Below are 20,642 nucleotides of genomic sequence, written 5' to 3'. Positions count from 1 at the left end.
TCAATATTCTGTTAGGAATTAAGATAATATAAAGTTATTATGTTTGGATTGGAAAGCAGAAAGTTCCTGATCACTGGCGCATCAGGCGGAATAGGGCAAGCAATTGTAAAAATTATGCACAAAGCCGGAGCAACTTTATGTATTTCTGGCACAAAAAAAGAAGTGCTCGGAGAAGTTGCTAAACAATATGAAAAAAACATGCATGTACTCCCTTGTGATTTATCAAATGCTGAGGAAGTAAATCAACTAGTAAACAGAGCAAGTGAGTTGATGGAAGGCTTTGACGGGCTTGTATGCAACGCGGGCATTACGCAAGACAGTTTATTATTGAGAATGACAGATGAAACATGGCAAAAAGTAATTGATATTAACTTGAGTTCTACATTTAAGCTGAGTAGAGAAGCATGCAGGAAACTAATTAAGAATAATTGGGGAAGAATTATAAATATTTCCTCAATAATAGGGCTGACAGGAAACGCCGGGCAAGCAAATTATGCAGCGTCTAAAGCTGGAATAATAGCTATGAGCAAATCTATAGCAAAAGAAGTTGCAAGTCGTAATATAACAGTAAATTGTATTGCTCCTGGATTTATAGATACTAAAATGACTGAAGTTTTAAATGAAGGACAAAAGGGAAAAATATTAGATAATATTCCAATGAAAAGAATGGGAACAGGGGAAGAAATAGCAGCAGGGGTCTTGTTTTTAGCAAGTGATGAAGCAAAATATATAACAGGGCATGTGCTCAATATTAATGGTGGGTTATTTATGTAGCAACACTTATGTATGGACAAATTATAATTTTTACTTTAAAATAAAAAATGTGTAGGTTTAGGTTTACGTTAATTTATTACTTAGAGGCAAAAAAATGAGCTCTATAATGGAATTTTTTAGTGTTTTTTGCGTAGTATTGCTTTTCTCTTTCTCAGGTTATGCAGCTGACCCTGATATGGATGACACAACTAAAGTAATATGCAATATTATTGGTTATGTTTGGGGGATAGGCGGTCCACTTATGACGGTAGTAATAATTGGTGCAGCTTTGCTTGCAATATTTGGCAGGATGCCGTGGCCAGCCCTCTTTGCTCTTGGCATGTTCTGTGGTGTATTTTTTGGCGCTAAAACTATCATAACGAAAATTATGCCCAACGTAAGCGATGAAGCAAAAACTATGTTGGAAAAGTGTGGACAAAAATAATCCAAAAAGTGCAGAAATGCTTTTTTGTTATCCATTAAACCGCTTCATATCTTCAATTTGCAACAAGTAAGGGCTATTCTTTGGTAGAGTTTTAACAGCTAACTCAGCGTATTTCATAAATTGCTTTGAATTACCTTCAATACAAGCCTTTTTTGTCAAAGCAAAATAATGCATTGCCGTATCAGCGTCACATTTATATGCAATGCTTAAATATTTCCAGACAAAAGCGTTATTTGGTTCTACATTCAAAATCTGCTCCAGGTAAAAAATCGCCTTTTTTGCATCACCGTGTAATAATAAAGTATGAGATAATGCAAGTTTCACTAAATAACTGTTTTTCTCAGATAAATACCTAAGCAATTCTTCATACATTTTTATTGCTTCACTTAAGTTTCCAGCTTTGTATAGCATTTCTGCTTTTAATTCATATAGGTATGGGTCATTGCGTGACTCTTGAATCAATGAATTCATTTTAGCAATAGCCTCTTCTATCTTTCCTTGCCTATAGCAAACTATAGCATTTACATACTCAGAATTATTTTCATATTTATTAGATAACACATGAATAGGAGCAAAGAAAGAGTCTAGCTTGGCAACCACACGCTCAAACTTTAGTAACTTATCCGCAAAAATTGGTTTTACGTTGTTTTTAACCTTATAATTTTGTACAGCAAATATACGTTTCTCACTAAGTGGGTGAGTGCGGAAATATTCCTCGGTGTTCTCATGCTCAATACTTTTAAAATAATCAAAAATCTCTTTCATACCTGAATTATCATAGCCAGATTCATCAAGATACCTTAAAGCATAGCTATCTGCTACACTTTCTTGCTCTTGAGAATAGTTAAAAAATAGCCTTGAACTAAACGCTACACCACTAAGCAAAATTGCACCAGCAACCTGAGGGTTAATGATAATACTAGAAACTAATCCTACCATATAACTAATCATTGCTATCGATTGAAAATAACCCATAGCACTACTCATTTGCAATATATGACCAGCAGATATGTGAGCAATCTCATGTGCTAATATACCAAGCAGGACATAAGGTTTAGCCGAATATTGTAAAAGTCCTAAATGAATGAAAATACTGTTATTGTTAATTACAAAAGCATTAATCGAATTGTCATTAATTATAAAAACTTTTATTTGCTCATGATCAATATCCGCAGCAGAAAATAAAGGTTGCGCTAGCTCTTTCACTATTGCTTCCACTTCACTATCTCTAATAATGTTAATAGAGTAAGCATTATTACAATATGCAAAAAAGAACAATAAGGTCAAAAACTTAGCAACTCTAAACATGAAAATTCTGTGCTTGTATAATTTATAGAAATTCTATATTTTAACACTTAAATTATACAAATTTATAAACGCTAGTTTAAATTTTTAACGTAACTGATAAGTTTGTCGATGGTAGTTAACTTAATTTTATGTTGTTCAGCAAATTTAAGTAACTGAGGTAAGCGCATCATAGAGCCATCATCATTCACTAATTCACAAATAACTGCTGAATGATCAAACCCTACTAACTTCGCCATTTCAACACTCGCTTCAGTATGACCAGCACGTTGTGCCACCCCACCTTTATGTGCAATTACAGGAAAAACATGACCTGGAGTTATGATGTCATCCTGAGTACCATCCTTGTTGATAGCAGCATGTATAGTTTTCGTTCTATCCTCTGCTGAAACACCGGTTGTAATGCCATAACGTGCATCAATTGATGTAGTAAATGCGGTATGATTTTCACCAATATTTTTCTTTTCCATGAAATTAAGGCCCAACCTTTTCATGTGAAATTTAGTCATTGCTAAGCAAACAACCCCTGTACCGTACCTAACCATAAAAGCCATATGTTCCGGCTTTATTTTCTCAGCTAAGACAATCAAATCGCCTTCATTTTCTCTATTTTCATCATCAACTAAAATGAATAATTTACCGGAACGAGCATCCTCTAATACATCTTCCACAGAAGAAATACCTGGTAGACTCATTGAAGCATAAGTGGCCTGTACCATAATAATTTACTTAAATTCAATCTTAACTATTTTATACAATTTCTCTCCATTTGGCACTGTCACTTCCACATATTCACCGACTTTTTTGCCGATTAAGGCACTCCCAAGTGGTGAACTAGTAGATATTAACTGCTTTGAAACATCAGCTTCATATTCGCCTACAACCTTATAAACATATTCCACTTCACCGTTATTATCACTTAACATGCTTAATGTCACAGTTGCACCAAACATTACTGAATCACCAGACAAATTTTTTACTTCTATTACTTCCGCATGTGAGAGCTTACTTTCTATCTCCATTATACGGCCTTCAATAAAACCTAACCTTTCCCGTGCTGCATGATACTCTGCGTTTTCAGACAAATCACCTTGATCACGAGCATCAGAAATAGCCTGTATCACAGAAGGTTTTTCTTCCTTTAATTTTTCAAGTTCGGCTTGCATATTCTCAAAACCTTCCCTCGTCATAGGAAATTTATTAATAATGGATGAAGCCATAATCACCACCTAAACGCAATTAAATTGAGTAACGAAATTACTCACAATGTTAAAAATATCACCTTTTATATCATCACTCATGTCATTTGACAACTTTTTTAAAACCCCAGGGTGTACAGTATGAAAATAATTAATAAGATCATGTTCAAATTTATTAATGTAACTTATTTGTATTTTACTTAACTGATTATATAGGTTAGAAAAAATATACATCAGCACTACTTGCTCTTCTATTGACATAGGTAAATGTTGTTTTTGCTTTAATAACTCGACAAGATATTTACCCTTATTCAAGGATAATTGAACACTAGCATCAAGATCAGAACCAAATTTTGCAAAATCTTCTAATTCTCTATACTGAGCTAAGCTTAGCTTTATAGAACCAGCAACTTTCTTCACAGACTTTAGTTGTGCAGCAGAACCAACCCGTGAAACTGACAAACCTATATTTACTGCAGGTCGAAATCCTTTATAAAATAATTCAGACTCAAGAAAGATCTGCCCATCGGTAATTGAAATAACATTTGTTGGCACATATGCAGATACATCACCAGCTTGAGTTTCGACAATTGGCAAAGCAGTTAAAGAACCCTGCCCTTTTTTATCAGACATTTTAGCAGCTCTTTCAAGCAAGCGAGAATGTACATAGAATATATCTCCAGGGTAAGCTTCACGACCAGGAGGACGTCTGAGCAATAAAGACATCTGCCTATATGCCACAGCATGCTTAGATAAATCATCATATATAATCAAACAATGCATTCCATTGTCACGGAAAAATTCCCCAATAGTGCAACCAGCATAAGGTGCTAAAAATTGCATAGGCGCGCAGTCAGATGCACTAGCCACAACTACAGTTGTATACTCTAATGCTCCGCTTTCTTTCAGCTTATTTACCACTTTTGCTACTGTTGAAATTTTTTGCCCAATAGCAACATAAACACAGTAAACTTTTTGATTTTCGTTTACCTCATCGTTAATCTTCTTCTGATTGATAATAGTATCAAGCGCAATAGTAGTTTTACCAATTTGTCTATCACCAATAATTAATTCACGCTGCCCTCTACCTATTGGAATTAGCAAATCTATAATTTTAATTCCTGTTTGCAGTGGCTCATGCACAGACTTACGATCAATAATGCCTGGCGCTTTAGATTCTATATCCATTCTGTTTTTGGCTCTAATTTCCCCACCGTCGTCCATAGGATGGCCCAACGCATTTACAACTCTCCCTAACAATTCATGCCCTACAGGCACCTGCACAACATCACCACTACATTTTACAACGTCCCCTTCTTTCACATCACGGTCATTACCAAGCACAACTATTCCAGCCGTATCATGATCTAAATCGAGAACTATTCCTTCTACACCACTTGCAAAAAATACCTTTTCACCGAATTTTGCTTTTTCCAGCCCATAAACCAATGCGATACCATCTGTTACTGAAATTACTTCACCTATATTTTCCCGCTTTATAGGATTATCAAACGTCTCAACCTTTTCTCTTATTATACTTGCTATCTCAGAAACATTCATACTGTTCTTCATACAAAATTCCTTACTTTTAATATTTCCATTTTACTTAAGTCAACTAACCTATCCAAGTAACTTTTTAGCGAAGCATCGATCAAATTAAAACCATACCTAACTACGAAGCCACCTAGTATAGAAGGGTCAACCACATTGCTTACTTTTATTATTTTACCAAGAAAGCTCAAAGATTCAGTAATTATTTTTATATCAGATTCCTTTAAAGTTTCTGCTGACTTTATAGTAATTTCGAATTCATTTTCATTTTCTCTTGCAAGACTTAAGAATTTTTCTAATATAAGGATCAATAAACTAGAGCGTTTATTTGCAAATATAACCATAATAAATTTTACTAAATTCTCACTCAAGTGCTCATTTATAGAAAGCATCACTTCTTTTTTGTGTGCAAAAGAAATCATAGGATGAGATAGGTACACAAAAACATCACGTTGATCCTTAAAAAAAGCCAACAAAAATTCTACTTCTTTCCTTATAATACCTAACCTGCTTCCTGAGACATGAAATAGCACTCTAGCGTAAGATGAAACTAAATTATTGTATTGGGTCTTTTTCATATTAAATCCAGTAAATCTAAATTAATTCAGCTACAAATCTTTCATTCTTCAATCCAAGCATTTTTTATATAAACAGGTCTTCTCTTTAAGGAAAGAAAATATAAATCATATCTGACTGAATAATCTAAAAAACTAAGGTTTTTACTTAAGAAATACTTAGAAGAATTTATAATAGACTGACATTGAAGATGAGATATCGGTATTTCTTTTCCAAGTAAACTTGTTTTAACTTCTATAAAAATCAGCTCCTTTTTTTTAGATACAATTAAGTCAATTTCACCGAACTTACAACGGTAACGGCGTTTTATAACATTATACCATTTCAGTTTTAAATATACTAAAACTAATAACTCGCCAAAGTAACCTACAAAGTAGCGTAACCTACTTACCACAAGAAGAACAACTATGATAACAATTAACTTTGTGTAACTACTTTGCCTCCTTCTTTATTTTTACTATAAACCTTACCTCTTGCTGCAATATCCCTATCAACCAGTTCTATCACTGCCATTGAAGCGCAATCACCCTTTCGAGTGCTAAATTTTATTATTCTAGAATACCCACCTTTACGATCTTGATAACGGCTGGCTAAGACGTTTAATAACTTATCAACTGCTAACTTACTATTATGAAGGCGTGAAAGCAAAAGTCTTCTACCATGTAAAGTATTCTTATTCTTAGCAATTGTAATAAACTTTTCGACATATGGACGAAGTTCCTTAGCTTTTGGTAAAGTAGTTACAATCTGCTCATGGTTAATTAATGAGATAGATAGATTCTTTAACGTCGATAATCTATGTTCAGTACAACGAGATAGTTTACGTTTTTTTATTCCATGTTTCATATATCACCTAATCTTCATCAGTATATTGTTTAGCCAACTCATCTATATCCTTAGGTGGCCAGTTTAGCACATTCATACCCAAAGACAAGCCAAAATTAGTCAAAATTGCCTTAATCTCATTCAAAGACTTTCTGCCAAAATTAGCAGTTCTTAACATTTCACCTTCTGTCTTTTGCACAAGATCACCTATATAAGTGATGTTTTCGTTTTTCAGACAGTTATGAGACCTGACAGATAATTCCATTTCATCTACCTTACGCAATAAGACAGGGTCATAACCCAAATCTTTAGCACCACTAGACGAAGAAACCTGCGATTTTTTATAACTTACATCAGAACTAATAAAGGGCTGAAGTTGCTCCTGTAATATTCTTGCAGCAGAGTCAACAGCTTGACTCGGAGAAATTGTACCATCAGTTTCAATTGACAATATCAGCTTATCCTTATCAGTCACTTGGCCAACACGACTGTTCTCTACCCTGTACGAAACCCTGTTGACAGGGCTATACAAAGCATTAACTGGAATAAAACCAATTAAATCCTGTTCACTCATAAGCTTCAAAAGTTCGTTTTCTTTATACTTAATTACAGGAAGATAACCTTTTCCGCTAGCCACATATATGGTCATGTTAAGCTCTACATTTTGCCCCAGCGTACATATTAATAAATCCTTATTAACAATAGAGCATTGATCATCAGTTTCTATCATCCCAGCTAATACCTGGCAAGGCCCTTTAGCGTTTAAATTTAAGTATTTATTAGAAGCACCATTTAATTTACACCTCAACATACCCATATTTAATACTATATCAGTTACGTCTTCTCTCACCCCTTGAATTGAAGTGAACTCATGAGTTACACCTTCAATTTTTATTCCATAAACAGCACTACCTTTAAGAGAAGATAACATTACACGTCTTAATGCATTACCTAATGTTAAAGCAAAACCACTTTCCAACGGTTCTAGCACTATATCACTTTTTTCACTTGAATCATCTGATATTACCTTAACTGAACTAGGTTTAATCAATTTATCTAAATTGCTACAGAGAGAAACATCATTATTATAATACATAAAACAACCTTTTCAAATATCCTATACTCTTCTTTTTTTTCTTAACCTGCACCCATTATGAGGAATTGCGGTTTTATCTGCAATTGAAGTCACAGTCAACCCACAGCTCTGAAGTGCTTTAACCGCAGCTTCGGTACCAAAGCCAGGACCGCGAATTATTACAGAGACAACCTTCATACCAAATCTCTCCATTGCGTTCTTCGCAGCAGACTCCGCAGCCTTACCTGCAGCATAAGGTGTGGATTTTCTCGAACCTGAAAAACCACATGCACCCACAGAAGTTTGACATAGCGTATTACCATGAACATCAGTTACATTTACAAAAGTATTATTAAAAGTTGCACGAATATGGACAACACCAGTAATAAACTCCTTCTTACTCTTACTAACCGTTTTGACTTTTTTCATTAAAACTCACAATAATAATAAATTTTATTTTTTCCCAGCAATAGGCAACCGAGATCTACCTTTACGAGTCTTAGCATTAGTATGAGTCCTTTGCCCTCTCACAGGTAAACCTTTTCTATGTCTCACCCCTCTATAGCATCCCATTTCCACTAAAGATTTTATGTTCATAGCCACTTCTTTTCTGAGCTCACCTTCTATAACATAATTTTGTCTAATGAAACCGCTGATCTTTTCTATATCTTCATCTCGTAATTCTGAAACACGTTTGCGCTTATCAACTTCGCAAGCGTGACAAATTACATTCGCAGTAGCAATACCTATACCATATATATAAGTTAATGCAAAAGGAACACATTTCCTCACTGGAATATTTATGCCTGCAATACGTGCCACTGGTACCTCGATACTTTATTAATAACAACTCTTAATTTATACCATAAAACAACTCAGAGTCAAACCAAATTACAAGAAATTTTACTTTCAATCTCTTGCGTTACCTCATCAACACTCAAATTAGCGTCAATTGTTAATAATTTGCCTTTATAATACTCGCGTAAACCTTTCATTTGAAGGTGATATTCACTTATTCTCTTATTAATTGCAGACATATCAGCATCATCAATTCTTTTCTCTAACCTCGTACTTTTACATTTAGCACAAGTAGTACTCTTAAAAGAAGATACACTATATATGCTTTTACAGTCCAAACACGCGAGACGATTTTTTAACCTATCGATTGCAATATTATCGTCAAGCTGCAGCTCAACTACAATGTCAACATCCCTATTATATTTTTCTTGCAAAACTTGAGTCAAAAAATGAGCCTGGTTTAAATTTCTCGGAAAACCATCTAATAAGCAATTATCATCCACTAATGCAATCTGGTCACGTAATAATCCACATATAATTTCATCTTGAATTAAATTACCAGATTCCACGGTACCCTTTATTTTTTTACCTAACTCACTACTGCTAGATATAATATTCCTTAATAAATCCCCTACTGAAATTAATTTTAAATTATATTTTGCTATTAACAAGCTTGACTGAGTACCTTTACCAGAACCTGGAGGACCAAAAATCGTAATGATCATCTTACTTTCCTCGTTTTAGACTCATATTTCTTTATCCAGTTGTCGTACCTATTTGAAAAAATATAAGATTGTATTTGCATAATAGTATCAGTAATAACGTTCACTATAATCAGTAAGCTCGTCCCACCAAAAATAAATGGTATATCATAATAATATCTCATAACTTCAGGTACAGTACATATGACTACCAAATACGCAGAGCCAATGAATGTCAACTTAAAAACTATATCTTGAAGGTAATCAGAAGTATGTTTCCCAGGCCTTCTACCAGGTATAAAACCACCATTTTTTTTAAGAAAATCTGCGTTTTCCTCTGGATTAAATATAAAATTGGTATAGAAAAAATTAAAAAATACTATCAGCACCAAATAGGCTACAATATATACTACTTTATTTGCCATAAAGTAATTCAAAATAAAATCAGAAAAAGCGTGCCCCTTATAGAAATTTGCAATTGAAATAGGTGTCAATAAAATTGCATTAGCAAAAATGGTTGGTACTACACCAGATAAATTAATCTTCAATGGAATATAAGTAAAATCGTCATTATGTAATCTTTTAAATTGCTTTTTAGGATGTTGAACAATAACCTTTCTATAAGAAGACTCTACAAAAATGACTAAGAGTAGCAGCAAAAAAAACAATACCAAAACAAAAAGGATAATAAATAACGATACGCTACCGTTTTTATTTAACGTTAACAAAGATGACAAAGCGCTGTGTAACTCTGATATTATACCCGTGAAAATGATTAATGAGATACCATTGCCTATACCGCTAGCGCTGATTCGTTCACCAAGCCATATTAAAAGCATAGTTCCACCTAAAAGGCTGAAAACACCTATTGTACGAAACATAACACCAGGTTCGATTACAACCAATACCCCTTCCCTATTCATCCCTTCCAATCCAACCAAAATTGGAATTGATTGAAATACACAAATTACTATGGTCAGATAGCGTATATAAGAATTCATCTTTCTACGGCCTGACTCTCCATCATTCTTAACTTCCTTCATTCCTTTAATCGCAGAAGAAAGTAACTGAATAATGATAGAAGCCATTATATATGGCATAACGTTCAATGCTAGAATTGTCATTCTAGCCAATGCACCACCAGAAAATAAATTAAATACTCCAAAAACGCCTGAGCCATCTTTGGGAAATATATCATTAATTACATCAAGATTAATTCCAGGAATAGGCACATAAGTACCCAAGCGATAGCAAATTAAAGCTATTAGCGTAAAAAATATACGCTTTAATAAATCGCCTTTATATAACAACGTAGGATCCAAGCTATTAAATGCTGATTTATTGCCCATGACTTACGATAGTATTTCCACACTACCACCAACTGAAGCTACAGATTTTTTTGCAGCTTCTGACGCAAAATCAACATGAAACACAAATTTTTCGCTCAACTTACCTTTATTAAGAAGTTTAATTTTATCCTTAATAGACTTTATAAAACCTAATTTATACAGCCTCTCCTTATCTATAACAGAGTCTTTCACTATTTTTTTAGCTTCCATTAAGCGCTGTATATCGCCAACATTAATTATAGAGTATATGCTCCTACGTATAGGCTTAAAACCTCTTTTAGGCAAACGAGTATATATAGACTGTTGTCCACCCTCAAAACCATTTATAGAAACTCCACTTCTAGCCTTCTGCCCTTTATGCCCTCTACCGGATGTTTTACCTTTACCACAACCGATACCTCTACCCAGCAACTTAGGCTTCTTTTTCTTAGATAATTTAGTAAATATAGAGTTTAATTTTACAGCATTATTCATACTTTACCTGTTTCCAACTATCTCGCTAATCTTTTTGCCTCTTTTGCTTGCTACCTGACGAGGAGATAACATACTATCAAAAGCCTTAAACACCGCACATATAACGTTATGAGGATTATTTGATCTAGTGGATTTAGCTACCACATCCTTTATACCTAACACCTCAAAAACTGATCTAATCGCTCCACCAGCAATAATACCTGTTCCGGCTCTTGCGGTTCTTAAAACTATCTCACCAGAACAAAATTTAGCTTTAATATCATGATGCAAAGTTCTACCTTCACGCAAGTACACTCTAATCATTGATTTCTTTGCAGCATTTACAGCTTTGACTCTTGCTTCAGCAACTTCTGCGTGCTTACCTATTCCACACCCTACCCTACCCTTCTCATCGCCAACAACAACCAAAATTGAAAATGAAAATCTTCTACCACCTTTGGTAACCGTTGTCACTCTTCGTACCGAAACTAAAAGCTCTGATAAATCATTATTATTTTGTAAATTCTTTATAGCCATATTCAAAACCTTCTAAAATTCAAATCCAGAACTTCTTAAAGCCTCAGCAAATTGAGAAACTAATCCTGTGTATTTATACGCTCCACGATCAAACGTAAGCTGCTGCTCTAATTTCATGCCAGACAGACGCTCAACCATTAAAGAAGAAACCTGTTTTATAGTTTCAGCGTTGACTTTCCCTTTACATACATCCTTAATTTTAGCATCCAAAGTAGAAGCTGAAGTGAGAGTTATTCCTTTTACATCATTAATTAACTGGACATAAAAATGCCTATTAGATTTAAATATGGATATACGTAAACGTTCAGCGCTCTTGTCAAGCTTCGCTCTATTACGTAACTTCCTTTTTTCAGAATTACTTAAAAAATTATACGATCTTTTCATTTTTATTACTTCTTTTTACTTACAACCTTACGCAGCATAAATTTGCCTTTTATTACAACACCCTTACCTTTATAAGGATCATATTTTCTAATTTTGCATATATCAGACGCCACCATATAGACCTTCTGCTTATCCATACCACTAACTACTAAGTGAGTTGGCTTTATGCACTTAATCTCAACATCTTTAGGCACTTTATATTTAACATTATGGCTATAACCAAGATATAAAGTCAAATACTTACCATCACACTCTGCCTTATATCCCACACCGTTAATCTCAAGATTAACAGAAAAACCATCAACCATGCCGTTAATGATATTATTAATATTACTCCTATAAGTGCCCCACATAGGCTTTATTTTATCATAATTATCTTTATCTTGATCAACAGAAAGCAATAGCTGATTATCAATAATCTGACACACAACATCCCTGATCAAGCTAACTTCCTTTTCAGCCTTAGCACTCTTTATTAACATACTACCATTATTATATTCAACTGAAACACCAGCAGGAATATTGATAGGAGCAGCACCTATACGAGACATGAATTTCTCCTATTATTTAAAACACACGACACAAAACTTCTCCACCAACCTTTAACTTATGTGCATTATAATCAGTCATCACTCCTTTGGGTGTCGATATAATAAAAATACCAAGACCATTATATGCTTTAGAAATGTCCTTATACTTAGAATAACGACGACAACCAGGCTTTGACACCCTAACTATGTCACTAATTACAGGTGACTTCTCATAATACTTCAATTTTACAATGAAAGAAGGTAAATTATCTACAACTTGCTTTTCATAATCAAGGATATACCCTTCCTCTTTTAAAATCTCCAATATAGAAGAATTCATCTTAGAAAATAGTACCCTTGTTGCCCTATGCATTGCCAATTGAGCATTACGTATCCTTGTTAAAAAATCACCAATACTATCAGATAACGCCACAATATACTCCTTATATTATATTTACCAACTAGACTTTGTAACTCCTGGAATTTGCCCAAAAGAACATAAATCACGCAAAACAATTCTACATAAACCAAATTTTCTATATACTCCTCTTGGTCTCCCAGTTAAAGCACACCTATTTCTAATTTTGGTTTTAGAAGAATTTCTAGGCAATTTTTTAATTAATTTATTTTGAGCTGTAAACCTTTCTACAATAGACAAATTCTTATTATTTATTATAGATTTCAATTTTTCTCTTTTTTCTTTATATTGATCGCACAACTTTATTCTGCGAAGATTTCTTTCTATCATAGATTTTTTTGCCATATATTTCTCCTCTCAATTAATCAAAAAAAGGAAATTTAAGAGCCAGTAATAATTCCTTTGCTTCCTTATCACTAACTGCACTTGTTATAATATTAATATCCATACCTCTAATTTTACTTATTTTATCATAGTCTATTTCTAAAAACGAGATATGTTCCTTTATACCAAAGGAAAAATTACCATTACCGTCAAATTGCTTCACACTAAATCCTCTAAAATCTTTTTCCCTTGGCAAAGCAATATATATCAATCTTTCTAAAAACTCATACATTTTATCTCTACGCAAAGTTACTTTGCAACCTACTGTAGCACCTTTTCTGATCTTGAAGCCAGAAATAGATTTTTTTGCAAAAGTTGATAAAGGCTTCTGCCCAGCAATCAAATATAGGCTATCAAGTGGTTCATTTATTGCTTTACTATCTGTAGCAGCATCTCCAACGCCCATATTGATACACACCTTGACAAGTTTAGGCACTTGCATTATATTGCCGTAATTAAACTTATCCTTCAAGGACTTTACTATGCTATCTTTATACAATTCTTTAAACATATCAACCTAATCTATCACTTCTCCAGAAACTTTTGCAAAACGCACTTTTCTACCGTCTATAACCTTAAACCCCACTCTAGTTGGAGTTTTATATTTAGGGTCCAATGTTGCAACGTTGGATATATCAATAGCTAACTCTTTATTTAATATACCACCACTACTACCAGCTTTTGGTTTAGTATGTCTCTTATGCACATTCACTCCAGAAACAATTACTTTCTTTTTAGCATCACGTGCTATAACTTTGATTACCTTACCAATTTTTCCCTTATCTTTACCAGTTAAAACTATAACGTCGTCACCACTTTTTATTTTAGCACTCATTATAAAACCTCAACAGCTAATGACATTATCTTCATAAAAGAACCAGATGATAACTTTTTTACCGGACCAAACACCCGAGTGCCAAGTGGTTCACCTTGATCGTTAATCAAAACTACAGCATTGCTAGAAAAACGAATTACAGAACCATCAGATTTTCTAATAGGGCTTTTCACCCTCACCACAACTGCTCTATATACTTTTCCCTTCTCAACTTTCCCTCTTGGAGTAATAGATTTAGTAGATACAATAACTGTGTCACCTATAGATGCAGACTTTCTACCACCCAATAAACCAATACAAAGCACTGCACGCGCGCCAGAATTATCAGCTACTTCCAACAATGTATTTTTTTGAATCATATAAATATCCTATTCAATGTGAGCTATTAACAATAACCCATTTTTTAGTAGTAGAAATAGGCTTGTGTTCTTGTATTAAAACCTTGTCCCCTTCTTTACAACTATTATTCTCATCATGTGCTGTATACTTCTTGTATTTTTTTATAACCTTTTTATACAGCTCATCCTTATACACTTGTAATACCGAAACCTTTACAGTCTTATCACACTTAGCCTTAGTTACAGTACCACAAAAAACCTTTTTAGGCATTCTTTTCCTCTCTTCTTCTTTTATTTAATGTAGTTAAAATACGAGCTATGCTCTTTCTTATTAAGCTAAAACGCGAAATATTGTTGCACTGGCCCAGCTTCTTTTGAAAAACCAAATTAACAAACTCTTTTCTCAAATTCACAAGAATTTCATGCAATTCTTGCGAGGACCTCGATTCAATGTCAGCTATATCCATTGCAACTCCATTTAATTATGATTAGATACAAATTTACACTTCATAGGAAGCTTAGCAGTTGCCTTTTCAAGCGCCAATCTTGCTAAATGCATGGGAACATCACTGCTAATTTCAAACAACATTCTACCGGGCTTAGCTTTAAATACCCAAAACTCAACACTACCTTTCCCTTTACCCATACGCACATCCGCCGGCTTTTTACTAACAGGGGTATCAGGAAAAATTCTTATCCACACTTTACCAGAGCGTTTTAATGTTCTAGATATTACACGCCTTGCAGTTTCAATATGCTTAGATTGAATCCTACCTGCTTCCATAGCCTTTAGACCATAATCTCCAAAAGATAATGTGCTACCACCTTTCGTGTTACCCTTAATTCGTCCTTTAAATACTTTTTTATATTTACTTTTTTTAGGAATAAACATTTCAATATACCTAATTAGTTACCAATATAAACCCAGACCTTAACTCCTATGATGCCATATATAGTTTTTGCTTCAGCAAAAGCATAATCTATATTAGCACGTAAAGTATGCAAAGGCAAACGGCCTTCTTTATACCACTCAGTACGAGCTATCTCAGCTCCGCCAAGGCGCCCAGAACAATTTACTTTAATACCTCTAGCACCCATCCTCAAACAACTTTGAATAGCTTTTTTCATCACTCTTCTAAATGAAACCCTTTTTTCTAACTGCTGTGCAATGCTGTTTGATATTAAAACTGCATCTATTTCAGACCTTTTAACCCCTACTACATTCACTTCCACATTATTTTTTACTTTTTCAGCTATCTTTTGCTTTATCTTCTCAATATCCGAGCCTTTCTTACCTATTATCACTCCAGGTCTAGAAGAATGTATTATTACAGATACCAAATCGATCGTACGCTCTATAATTACTTTAGAAACACCAGCATGCTTAAAAGATTCATTTATATAACTGCGAATAGATAAATCTTGATGCAACCCTTGTTTATAACCCTTCTCAGCATACCAAATAGATGACCAAGTATTAATTATTTTTAACCTAAATCCTTTAGGATTAACGTTTCCCATATTTTTGCACTTTCCTTATTAATTTTCTATTTTTATGAATCATATAATTTCCCCCAATTTTACAGTTATATTACTATAACGTTTACTAACTCTATTAGCTCTACCCATAGCTTTTGGACATACCCTACGCAAAGTAAGAGACTTACCTATTAAAATTTCTTTTATATATAAATTATCGATATCCAATCCATAATTTTGAGCATTAGCAATCGCAGAATTTAATACCTTCCTTATAAGACCTGCAGCTTTCTTTTCACAAAATCTTAATTGCACAGTGGCAAAAGAAACTTTTTTATTACGTACTAAACCAGCAACCAAATTCAATTTACGAGGAGTTGATTTTAAAACCCTAGAACCAGCTTTAACTATTACATCTCTGTTTTTCATATCAATTACCTTCTTGTCGCCTTTTTATCACCACTATGCCCAGTAAATTTACGAGTGGGTGAAAACTCACCAAACTTATGACCTATCATATTCTGATCATTAACATTCACAGGAATGTAATCCTTACCATTATAAACAGCAAACTTTAAACCTAAACAATTAGGAAGAATTACAGAAGCCCTGGAATGAACTTTTATAGCCATGTTAACAAACCCCTTGTTTAAAGCATTATTCACCGACTTTAATATAGAAGGATGACAAAAAGGAGGCTTCCATGCAGATCTACTCATAAACTAACCTTTCAATTGTTTTATATACTTATCACTAGATTTATTTCTCCTTCGAGTTTTCTTTCCTTTTGTTGCAACACCCCAAGGAGTAACAGGATGACGACCACCAGAGGTTTTTCCTTCCCCGCCTCCATGAGGATGGTCAACCGGATTCATTGCAACTCCACGTACAGTAGGTCTAATCCCAAGCCACCTACTTCTCCCAGCTTTACCCAACTTTCTATTCTTATGGTCAGGGTTAGATACTACACCAATAGTAGCCTTGCAAGAAGATAAAATCAACCTAATTTGACCAGACCTGAGTCGTAATAAAACATATTGGCCATCACGACCAACGATTTGTGCATAACAACCAGCAGCTCTAGCAATCGCAGCACCATTACCTGGCTTCAGCTCAACATTATGAACGAAAGAACCAACAGGTATATGCTTGAGTAGTAAACAATTCCCTGGCAAAATATCAGCATCATTCCCAGCTGTAACAACATCACCTGGCTTCATACCTTGAGGAGCTAATATATAAGACTTAATATCATCTTCCTTATATGATATTAACGCCAAAAACCCACTTCTATTTGGGTCATACTCTATTTTTTCAACTATACCTTGACCACTTCTATTACGCTTAAAATCTATCACTCTATACTTCTTTTTGTGACCACCACCCCTATGACGAGTTGTAATTCTACCATGATTATTTCTTCCACCACTGGACTTTTTACCGGATGTAAGAGACTTTTCTGGCTCATCTTTTGATAAACCAACTTTACTTACTAACACAGTCCCACGAGAAGACGGAGTAACAGGATTAAAAAATTTCATACCCATACTAAACGCTCATTATATCTAATTTTTGACCATCCATCAAAGAAAAATAAACTTTCTTTTTCTGTTTTTCACAACCAATCACACCCCTAAAACACCTATATTTAGGCTTAATTCTAACAACATTTATAGAAGAAATTTTAACATCAAATAGAGACTCTATTGCCAACTTTATTTGACGCTTATTTACATTTACAAAAACATACAAAGAATATTTATTAAACTTCTCCCTCAAAAAAGAGGCCTTTTCTGTAATTATAGGAGATTTTATTATATTATTATATTTGATCATAACAATCTACCTTCAAGATGCTTTAAAGTATCCTTTGTCAACATCACGCATTCGTGATTCAATATATCAAAAACATTTAACCCAATAGGTTTGATTAAGTCTACATAGTGCAAGTTTTTAGCCGCACGCAACAAATCATCTCCATAATCACCAACTATCAAAAAGGAAGAAAATTTAAAATTTTTAATACATTTACACATTTCAGACGTTTTCTTCACATCAATATTTAAATTATCCAGAATAATTACTTGATTATTTAAATACTTTAGAGATAAAGCAATTTTTAAACCAAATTTGCGTACCTTCTTATTAAGAGAATAAGTATGACTCCTCACAACAGGGCCGAAAATAATCCCACCACCTCTAAATTGAGGAGATCGCAAGCTCCCTTGTCTTGCCCTACCGGTACGTTTTTGACCATAAGGTTTAGCTGTTGTACCAGAGACATCACTAATACCTTTTGTTTTATGAGTACCAGCTCTTCTCTTCGCTAATTGCCATCTCACTATATCATGCAAAATACTCAATTTTTGCTTAGCAGAAAATATCAAAGGATTGAGCTGAGCAGTACCTACATTATCATTAGATAGATTAACTAAATTACATTCCATAACTAACTTACCAAATTACTAGCATCATCATTTACATCTAACAGTAAACCTACCGGAAAAGGAACATCTTTATGTAAAGATTTTTTAACTGCATCTCTTACAAAAACATAGGAATTTTTAAACCCAGGAACATTATTACCCTTCACAGCAATTATACTATTTTCATGATCAATGGATAATATCTTCATATTTTGTGCAGTTATCCTGCTGTTACCTAAATGACCAGCCATTTTCTTTCCTTTGAATACTCTACCAGGATCCTGACATTGGCCAGTGGAACCTTGTGATCTGTGAGCAATAGAAACACCATGAGATGCCCTAAGCCCACTGAAATTATGCCGCTTCATCACACCAGCAAATCCTTTACCTATAGAATAACCCGTAATATCAAGATATTGACCAACCACAAAATGATTGATTCCCACTTTTTTACCACATTCTATTCCCGACAGGTCATTTAATCTACTTTCGTATAACTTACATTTATTATTTATACCCTTTTTCTTTAAATATTCCAACTGAGGTTTTGCTATATTTTTAAAATCTCCTGTGCCTAAAATGACTGAATTATAGCCACATTTATCTTGTCCTTTTATATCAATAATATAAGTTTCGCTGAGATGCAATAAAGTTACAGCCATGCGACTATTGTCAGAATACATAGCAGTATGACCAATATTCATCATTAGTAAACCAATTCTCCTCAGCGAATTTATTCTCTTCATTTCCTTCTCCTAAACCTTAACTTCCTTGACTTTTAAATCCACTTCTACGCCAGCAGAAAAAGATAAACCTGTAAGCATCTGCATCATAGTAGGAGTAAGATCATGTAAAACAATCAAACGCCTAGAAGTTCTCATTTCAAACTGTTCACGAGATTTTTTATCAACGTGAGGAGATCTATTAACAATAAATTTAGAATCTTTCCTTGGCAACGCAATCGGACCAGATAATTTTGCACTGGACCGCTTTAATTCATCAACAAATTTTCGAACACACTCCTCCAATAAAGAACAATCGAAAGCCTTAATGTTAATATATATATCTTGCTTCATCTTAGTTACTACACTCACTCCAAAATTTCAGAAACAACACCAGAACCAACAGTTCTACCGCCTTCTCTTATCGCAAAACGCAATCCCTTATCCATTGCTATCGGTACTTGGAATTCTACTTCTACACTCACATTATCTCCTGGCATTACCATCTCCTTCCCATCTAGCAATTTTATGCTCCCAGTTACATCCGTTGTCCTTAAATAAAACTGTGGCTGGTAATTCGCAAAAAATGGTGTATGCCTTCCTCCTTCCTCTTTCTTTAATATATAAACCTCCGCCTTAAACTTTCTATGCGGTGTTATCGTCCCCGGTTTCGCTAATACTTGCCCTCTCTCCACTTCTTCTCTTTTTGTTCCTCTTAACAATATTCCTACATTGAGTCCTGCACTTCCCTTATCCAGCAACTTCTTAAACATCTCAACACCTGTGCATATCGTCTTTTGCGTCGCTTTCAGACCTATTATCTCTATCTCTTCTCCCGTCTTTATCTCTCCCTTCTCTATTCTTCCTGTTACCACTGTTCCTCGCCCCGATATCGAAAATACATCTTCGATTGGCAATAAAAATGGTAAATCCACAGGCCTTGGTGGAACCGCCACATATTCATCTAACTTTTCCATCAATTTATCTATTGATTTCTTTCCATATTCGCTGCTGTCATCCTCCAGCGCTTTCAATGCAGATCCCACTACCACAGGAACTTCATCCCCTGGAAATCCGTATTTATTCAGCAATTCCCTCACTTCCATTTCTACTAAATCCATCATATCAGCATCAGCAACATCAGCTTTATTTATATACACCACGATATATCCAACACCTACCTGCTTCGCCAGCAATATATGCTCTCTCGTTTGTGGCATTGGCCCATCAACCCCTGACACTACCAATATCGCCGCATCCATCTGTGCTGCACCTACTATCATGTTCTTTACATAGTCAGCATGTCCAGGACAATCAACGTGTGCATAATGCCTTTTTTCCGTCTGATATTCAACATGCGCTGTTGCTATCGTTATCCCCCTCTTCCTTTCTTCTGGCGCCTTATCTATCTGATCATACGCTACAAAATTTCCATAATGCTTTGTTATCGCCGCTGTTAACGTTGTCTTCCCATGATCCACATGTCCTATTGTTCCCACATTTACATGCGGCTTTCCAAATGCTTCCACTATTGCTGTCATAATTTAAACTTTTCTACC

At 34.4% G+C, this 20,642-nt stretch carries 35 protein-coding genes; 2 read left to right on the top strand and 33 right to left on the bottom strand.

All coding sequences use genetic code 11. The features are described from left to right. Nucleotides 1–39 precede the first annotated feature (39 nt). Nucleotides 40–774, top strand: a complete 735-nt coding sequence (gene fabG, locus AAGD84_RS05905; RefSeq protein ID WP_265038424.1) for a 3-oxoacyl-[acyl-carrier-protein] reductase — start codon at nt 40–42, stop codon at nt 772–774. Nucleotides 775–868: 94 nt separating this feature from the next. Beyond that, the gene (locus AAGD84_RS05900; protein WP_155968336.1) at nt 869–1,198 is read left to right on the top strand and encodes a TrbC/VirB2 family protein; all 330 of its coding nucleotides are present in this window, start codon (nt 869–871) and stop codon (nt 1,196–1,198) included. A gap of 27 nt (nt 1,199–1,225) precedes the next feature. On the opposite strand, the gene AAGD84_RS05895 is transcribed toward AAGD84_RS05900, so the two are convergent. The 33 genes from AAGD84_RS05895 to tuf form a co-directional block, all read right to left on the bottom strand. Further along, complete coding sequence (locus AAGD84_RS05895) at nt 1,226–2,506, bottom strand: M48 family metalloprotease (RefSeq protein WP_265038423.1); 1,281 nt, start codon at nt 2,504–2,506, stop codon at nt 1,226–1,228. Nucleotides 2,507–2,577: 71 nt separating this feature from the next. Further along, nucleotides 2,578–3,222, bottom strand: a complete 645-nt coding sequence (gene ribB, locus AAGD84_RS05890; protein ID WP_007549343.1) for a 3,4-dihydroxy-2-butanone-4-phosphate synthase — start codon at nt 3,220–3,222, stop codon at nt 2,578–2,580. A 6-nt stretch (nt 3,223–3,228) separates the two neighbouring features. Continuing rightward, entirely contained in the window at nt 3,229–3,723 is a 495-nt protein-coding gene (gene greA, locus AAGD84_RS05885; protein WP_007549342.1) for a transcription elongation factor GreA, read from the bottom strand. Between the two features lie 9 nt (nt 3,724–3,732). Further along, nucleotides 3,733–5,274 carry a F0F1 ATP synthase subunit alpha gene (gene atpA / locus AAGD84_RS05880; protein WP_012673176.1) on the bottom strand — a complete coding sequence of 514 codons (1,542 nt, stop codon included), beginning with the start codon at nt 5,272–5,274 and terminating at the stop codon, nt 3,733–3,735. Further along, nucleotides 5,271–5,831: an ATP synthase F1 subunit delta gene (atpH, locus tag AAGD84_RS05875; protein ID WP_010962742.1), complete on the bottom strand. Its 561-nt coding sequence runs from the start codon at nt 5,829–5,831 to the stop codon at nt 5,271–5,273. Before atpH ends, atpA begins: the two co-directional genes overlap by 4 nt. A 41-nt stretch (nt 5,832–5,872) precedes the next feature. Beyond that, on the bottom strand, nt 5,873–6,223 hold the full coding sequence (locus AAGD84_RS05870) for a YraN family protein (protein ID WP_012673177.1): 351 nt from the start codon (nt 6,221–6,223) through the stop codon (nt 5,873–5,875). Nucleotides 6,224–6,246: 23 nt separating this feature from the next. Further along, nucleotides 6,247–6,675 (bottom strand): 50S ribosomal protein L17, encoded by a 429-nt coding sequence (gene rplQ / locus AAGD84_RS05865; protein WP_007550873.1) that lies wholly within the window; start codon nt 6,673–6,675, stop codon nt 6,247–6,249. Between the two features lie 7 nt (nt 6,676–6,682). Further along, complete coding sequence (locus AAGD84_RS05860; protein ID WP_341817943.1) at nt 6,683–7,750, bottom strand: DNA-directed RNA polymerase subunit alpha; 1,068 nt, start codon at nt 7,748–7,750, stop codon at nt 6,683–6,685. Between the two features lie 21 nt (nt 7,751–7,771). Beyond that, nucleotides 7,772–8,158, bottom strand: a complete 387-nt coding sequence (gene rpsK / locus AAGD84_RS05855) for a 30S ribosomal protein S11 (RefSeq protein ID WP_015589137.1) — start codon at nt 8,156–8,158, stop codon at nt 7,772–7,774. 24 nt (nt 8,159–8,182) lie between these two features. Further along, complete coding sequence (gene rpsM, locus AAGD84_RS05850) at nt 8,183–8,551, bottom strand: 30S ribosomal protein S13 (protein ID WP_010962745.1); 369 nt, start codon at nt 8,549–8,551, stop codon at nt 8,183–8,185. A gap of 59 nt (nt 8,552–8,610) precedes the next feature. Continuing rightward, nucleotides 8,611–9,252, bottom strand: a complete 642-nt coding sequence (locus AAGD84_RS05845) for an adenylate kinase family protein (RefSeq protein WP_077188177.1) — start codon at nt 9,250–9,252, stop codon at nt 8,611–8,613. Further along, on the bottom strand, nt 9,249–10,577 hold the full coding sequence (secY, locus tag AAGD84_RS05840; RefSeq protein WP_010962747.1) for a preprotein translocase subunit SecY: 1,329 nt from the start codon (nt 10,575–10,577) through the stop codon (nt 9,249–9,251). Before secY ends, AAGD84_RS05845 begins: the two co-directional genes overlap by 4 nt. 3 nt (nt 10,578–10,580) lie before the next feature. Beyond that, nucleotides 10,581–11,051, bottom strand: coding sequence for a 50S ribosomal protein L15 (gene rplO / locus AAGD84_RS05835; protein ID WP_006279863.1), 471 nt, complete (start codon nt 11,049–11,051; stop codon nt 10,581–10,583). A gap of 3 nt (nt 11,052–11,054) precedes the next feature. Then, nucleotides 11,055–11,567: a 30S ribosomal protein S5 gene (rpsE, locus tag AAGD84_RS05830; protein ID WP_010962748.1), complete on the bottom strand. Its 513-nt coding sequence runs from the start codon at nt 11,565–11,567 to the stop codon at nt 11,055–11,057. Between the two features lie 12 nt (nt 11,568–11,579). Then, complete coding sequence (gene rplR / locus AAGD84_RS05825) at nt 11,580–11,951, bottom strand: 50S ribosomal protein L18 (RefSeq protein ID WP_006279867.1); 372 nt, start codon at nt 11,949–11,951, stop codon at nt 11,580–11,582. Nucleotides 11,952–11,956: 5 nt separating this feature from the next. Next, nucleotides 11,957–12,502 (bottom strand): 50S ribosomal protein L6, encoded by a 546-nt coding sequence (rplF, locus tag AAGD84_RS05820; RefSeq protein WP_007551152.1) that lies wholly within the window; start codon nt 12,500–12,502, stop codon nt 11,957–11,959. Nucleotides 12,503–12,518: 16 nt separating this feature from the next. After that, nucleotides 12,519–12,914: a 30S ribosomal protein S8 gene (rpsH, locus tag AAGD84_RS05815; protein WP_007551150.1), complete on the bottom strand. Its 396-nt coding sequence runs from the start codon at nt 12,912–12,914 to the stop codon at nt 12,519–12,521. A gap of 21 nt (nt 12,915–12,935) precedes the next feature. Next, a complete protein-coding gene (gene rpsN, locus AAGD84_RS05810; RefSeq protein WP_006279345.1) occupies nt 12,936–13,244 on the bottom strand; it encodes a 30S ribosomal protein S14 in 309 nt (102 codons plus the stop codon). 16 nt (nt 13,245–13,260) lie between these two features. Beyond that, nucleotides 13,261–13,794, bottom strand: a complete 534-nt coding sequence (gene rplE, locus AAGD84_RS05805) for a 50S ribosomal protein L5 (protein WP_010962750.1) — start codon at nt 13,792–13,794, stop codon at nt 13,261–13,263. 6 nt (nt 13,795–13,800) lie between these two features. Beyond that, nucleotides 13,801–14,118, bottom strand: coding sequence for a 50S ribosomal protein L24 (gene rplX, locus AAGD84_RS05800; RefSeq protein WP_006279347.1), 318 nt, complete (start codon nt 14,116–14,118; stop codon nt 13,801–13,803). After that, the gene (rplN, locus tag AAGD84_RS05795; protein ID WP_006279348.1) at nt 14,118–14,477 is read right to left on the bottom strand and encodes a 50S ribosomal protein L14; all 360 of its coding nucleotides are present in this window, start codon (nt 14,475–14,477) and stop codon (nt 14,118–14,120) included. The genes rplX and rplN overlap by 1 nt, the downstream gene beginning before the upstream one ends. Nucleotides 14,478–14,490: 13 nt before the next feature. Further along, on the bottom strand, nt 14,491–14,727 hold the full coding sequence (gene rpsQ, locus AAGD84_RS05790; RefSeq protein WP_007549925.1) for a 30S ribosomal protein S17: 237 nt from the start codon (nt 14,725–14,727) through the stop codon (nt 14,491–14,493). After that, nucleotides 14,720–14,923 carry a 50S ribosomal protein L29 gene (rpmC, locus tag AAGD84_RS05785; RefSeq protein ID WP_006279350.1) on the bottom strand — a complete coding sequence of 68 codons (204 nt, stop codon included), beginning with the start codon at nt 14,921–14,923 and terminating at the stop codon, nt 14,720–14,722. The genes rpsQ and rpmC overlap by 8 nt, the downstream gene beginning before the upstream one ends. Before the next feature lie 11 nt (nt 14,924–14,934). Then, complete coding sequence (gene rplP, locus AAGD84_RS05780; protein ID WP_010962752.1) at nt 14,935–15,348, bottom strand: 50S ribosomal protein L16; 414 nt, start codon at nt 15,346–15,348, stop codon at nt 14,935–14,937. Between the two features lie 14 nt (nt 15,349–15,362). After that, the gene (gene rpsC / locus AAGD84_RS05775) at nt 15,363–15,977 is read right to left on the bottom strand and encodes a 30S ribosomal protein S3 (RefSeq protein ID WP_341817942.1); all 615 of its coding nucleotides are present in this window, start codon (nt 15,975–15,977) and stop codon (nt 15,363–15,365) included. A 39-nt stretch (nt 15,978–16,016) separates the two neighbouring features. Continuing rightward, nucleotides 16,017–16,364 carry a 50S ribosomal protein L22 gene (gene rplV, locus AAGD84_RS05770; RefSeq protein ID WP_007549821.1) on the bottom strand — a complete coding sequence of 116 codons (348 nt, stop codon included), beginning with the start codon at nt 16,362–16,364 and terminating at the stop codon, nt 16,017–16,019. A 5-nt stretch (nt 16,365–16,369) separates the two neighbouring features. Continuing rightward, nucleotides 16,370–16,654, bottom strand: a complete 285-nt coding sequence (gene rpsS / locus AAGD84_RS05765) for a 30S ribosomal protein S19 (RefSeq protein ID WP_006279181.1) — start codon at nt 16,652–16,654, stop codon at nt 16,370–16,372. A 3-nt stretch (nt 16,655–16,657) separates the two neighbouring features. Then, complete coding sequence (gene rplB, locus AAGD84_RS05760) at nt 16,658–17,482, bottom strand: 50S ribosomal protein L2 (RefSeq protein WP_015589143.1); 825 nt, start codon at nt 17,480–17,482, stop codon at nt 16,658–16,660. A gap of 1 nt (nt 17,483) precedes the next feature. Then, on the bottom strand, nt 17,484–17,771 hold the full coding sequence (locus tag AAGD84_RS05755) for a 50S ribosomal protein L23 (protein ID WP_341817941.1): 288 nt from the start codon (nt 17,769–17,771) through the stop codon (nt 17,484–17,486). Then, the gene (rplD, locus tag AAGD84_RS05750; protein ID WP_012673183.1) at nt 17,768–18,382 is read right to left on the bottom strand and encodes a 50S ribosomal protein L4; all 615 of its coding nucleotides are present in this window, start codon (nt 18,380–18,382) and stop codon (nt 17,768–17,770) included. Before rplD ends, AAGD84_RS05755 begins: the two co-directional genes overlap by 4 nt. A gap of 2 nt (nt 18,383–18,384) precedes the next feature. After that, a complete protein-coding gene (gene rplC, locus AAGD84_RS05745; protein WP_006279218.1) occupies nt 18,385–19,107 on the bottom strand; it encodes a 50S ribosomal protein L3 in 723 nt (240 codons plus the stop codon). Between the two features lie 9 nt (nt 19,108–19,116). Then, a complete protein-coding gene (rpsJ, locus tag AAGD84_RS05740) occupies nt 19,117–19,437 on the bottom strand; it encodes a 30S ribosomal protein S10 (protein WP_012673184.1) in 321 nt (106 codons plus the stop codon). Nucleotides 19,438–19,451: 14 nt separating this feature from the next. Further along, nucleotides 19,452–20,624, bottom strand: coding sequence for an elongation factor Tu (tuf, locus tag AAGD84_RS05735; RefSeq protein ID WP_341817940.1), 1,173 nt, complete (start codon nt 20,622–20,624; stop codon nt 19,452–19,454). Nucleotides 20,625–20,642: the final 18 nt, after the last annotated feature.

The sequence above is a fragment of the Wolbachia endosymbiont (group A) of Andrena fulva genome (genome assembly GCF_964026815.1).
GTDB lineage: Bacteria > Pseudomonadota > Alphaproteobacteria > Rickettsiales > Anaplasmataceae > Wolbachia > Wolbachia pipientis.
This window is presented reverse-complemented; position numbering and strand designations above follow the sequence as displayed.

Excerpts from the sequence above, each read along its gene's own strand:
- fabG (WP_265038424.1), top strand. The coding sequence starts at position 40 with ATGTTTGGATTGGAAAGCAGAAAGTTCCTGATCACTGGCGCATCAGGC.
- AAGD84_RS05900 (WP_155968336.1), top strand. The coding sequence starts at position 869 with ATGAGCTCTATAATGGAATTTTTTAGTGTTTTTTGCGTAGTATTGCTT.
- AAGD84_RS05895 (WP_265038423.1), bottom strand. The coding sequence starts at position 2,506 with ATGTTTAGAGTTGCTAAGTTTTTGACCTTATTGTTCTTTTTTGCATAT.
- ribB (WP_007549343.1), bottom strand. The coding sequence starts at position 3,222 with ATGGTACAGGCCACTTATGCTTCAATGAGTCTACCAGGTATTTCTTCT.
- greA (WP_007549342.1), bottom strand. The coding sequence starts at position 3,723 with ATGGCTTCATCCATTATTAATAAATTTCCTATGACGAGGGAAGGTTTT.
- atpA (WP_012673176.1), bottom strand. The coding sequence starts at position 5,274 with ATGAAGAACAGTATGAATGTTTCTGAGATAGCAAGTATAATAAGAGAA.
- atpH (WP_010962742.1), bottom strand. The coding sequence starts at position 5,831 with ATGAAAAAGACCCAATACAATAATTTAGTTTCATCTTACGCTAGAGTG.
- rplQ (WP_007550873.1), bottom strand. The coding sequence starts at position 6,675 with ATGAAACATGGAATAAAAAAACGTAAACTATCTCGTTGTACTGAACAT.
- AAGD84_RS05860 (WP_341817943.1), bottom strand. The coding sequence starts at position 7,750 with ATGTATTATAATAATGATGTTTCTCTCTGTAGCAATTTAGATAAATTG.
- rpsK (WP_015589137.1), bottom strand. The coding sequence starts at position 8,158 with ATGAAAAAAGTCAAAACGGTTAGTAAGAGTAAGAAGGAGTTTATTACT.
- AAGD84_RS05845 (WP_077188177.1), bottom strand. The coding sequence starts at position 9,252 with ATGATCATTACGATTTTTGGTCCTCCAGGTTCTGGTAAAGGTACTCAG.
- secY (WP_010962747.1), bottom strand. The coding sequence starts at position 10,577 with ATGGGCAATAAATCAGCATTTAATAGCTTGGATCCTACGTTGTTATAT.
- rplO (WP_006279863.1), bottom strand. The coding sequence starts at position 11,051 with ATGAATAATGCTGTAAAATTAAACTCTATATTTACTAAATTATCTAAG.
- rpsE (WP_010962748.1), bottom strand. The coding sequence starts at position 11,567 with ATGGCTATAAAGAATTTACAAAATAATAATGATTTATCAGAGCTTTTA.
- rplR (WP_006279867.1), bottom strand. The coding sequence starts at position 11,951 with ATGAAAAGATCGTATAATTTTTTAAGTAATTCTGAAAAAAGGAAGTTA.
- rplF (WP_007551152.1), bottom strand. The coding sequence starts at position 12,502 with ATGTCTCGTATAGGTGCTGCTCCTATCAATATTCCTGCTGGTGTTTCA.
- rpsN (WP_006279345.1), bottom strand. The coding sequence starts at position 13,244 with ATGGCAAAAAAATCTATGATAGAAAGAAATCTTCGCAGAATAAAGTTG.
- rplE (WP_010962750.1), bottom strand. The coding sequence starts at position 13,794 with ATGTTTAAAGAATTGTATAAAGATAGCATAGTAAAGTCCTTGAAGGAT.
- rplX (WP_006279347.1), bottom strand. The coding sequence starts at position 14,118 with ATGAGTGCTAAAATAAAAAGTGGTGACGACGTTATAGTTTTAACTGGT.
- rplN (WP_006279348.1), bottom strand. The coding sequence starts at position 14,477 with ATGATTCAAAAAAATACATTGTTGGAAGTAGCTGATAATTCTGGCGCG.
- rpsQ (WP_007549925.1), bottom strand. The coding sequence starts at position 14,727 with ATGCCTAAAAAGGTTTTTTGTGGTACTGTAACTAAGGCTAAGTGTGAT.
- rpmC (WP_006279350.1), bottom strand. The coding sequence starts at position 14,923 with ATGGATATAGCTGACATTGAATCGAGGTCCTCGCAAGAATTGCATGAA.
- rplP (WP_010962752.1), bottom strand. The coding sequence starts at position 15,348 with ATGTTTATTCCTAAAAAAAGTAAATATAAAAAAGTATTTAAAGGACGA.
- rpsC (WP_341817942.1), bottom strand. The coding sequence starts at position 15,977 with ATGGGAAACGTTAATCCTAAAGGATTTAGGTTAAAAATAATTAATACT.
- rplV (WP_007549821.1), bottom strand. The coding sequence starts at position 16,364 with ATGAAAAACAGAGATGTAATAGTTAAAGCTGGTTCTAGGGTTTTAAAA.
- rpsS (WP_006279181.1), bottom strand. The coding sequence starts at position 16,654 with ATGAGTAGATCTGCATGGAAGCCTCCTTTTTGTCATCCTTCTATATTA.
- rplB (WP_015589143.1), bottom strand. The coding sequence starts at position 17,482 with ATGGGTATGAAATTTTTTAATCCTGTTACTCCGTCTTCTCGTGGGACT.
- AAGD84_RS05755 (WP_341817941.1), bottom strand. The coding sequence starts at position 17,771 with ATGATCAAATATAATAATATAATAAAATCTCCTATAATTACAGAAAAG.
- rplD (WP_012673183.1), bottom strand. The coding sequence starts at position 18,382 with ATGGAATGTAATTTAGTTAATCTATCTAATGATAATGTAGGTACTGCT.
- rplC (WP_006279218.1), bottom strand. The coding sequence starts at position 19,107 with ATGAAGAGAATAAATTCGCTGAGGAGAATTGGTTTACTAATGATGAAT.
- rpsJ (WP_012673184.1), bottom strand. The coding sequence starts at position 19,437 with ATGAAGCAAGATATATATATTAACATTAAGGCTTTCGATTGTTCTTTA.
- tuf (WP_341817940.1), bottom strand. The coding sequence starts at position 20,624 with ATGACAGCAATAGTGGAAGCATTTGGAAAGCCGCATGTAAATGTGGGA.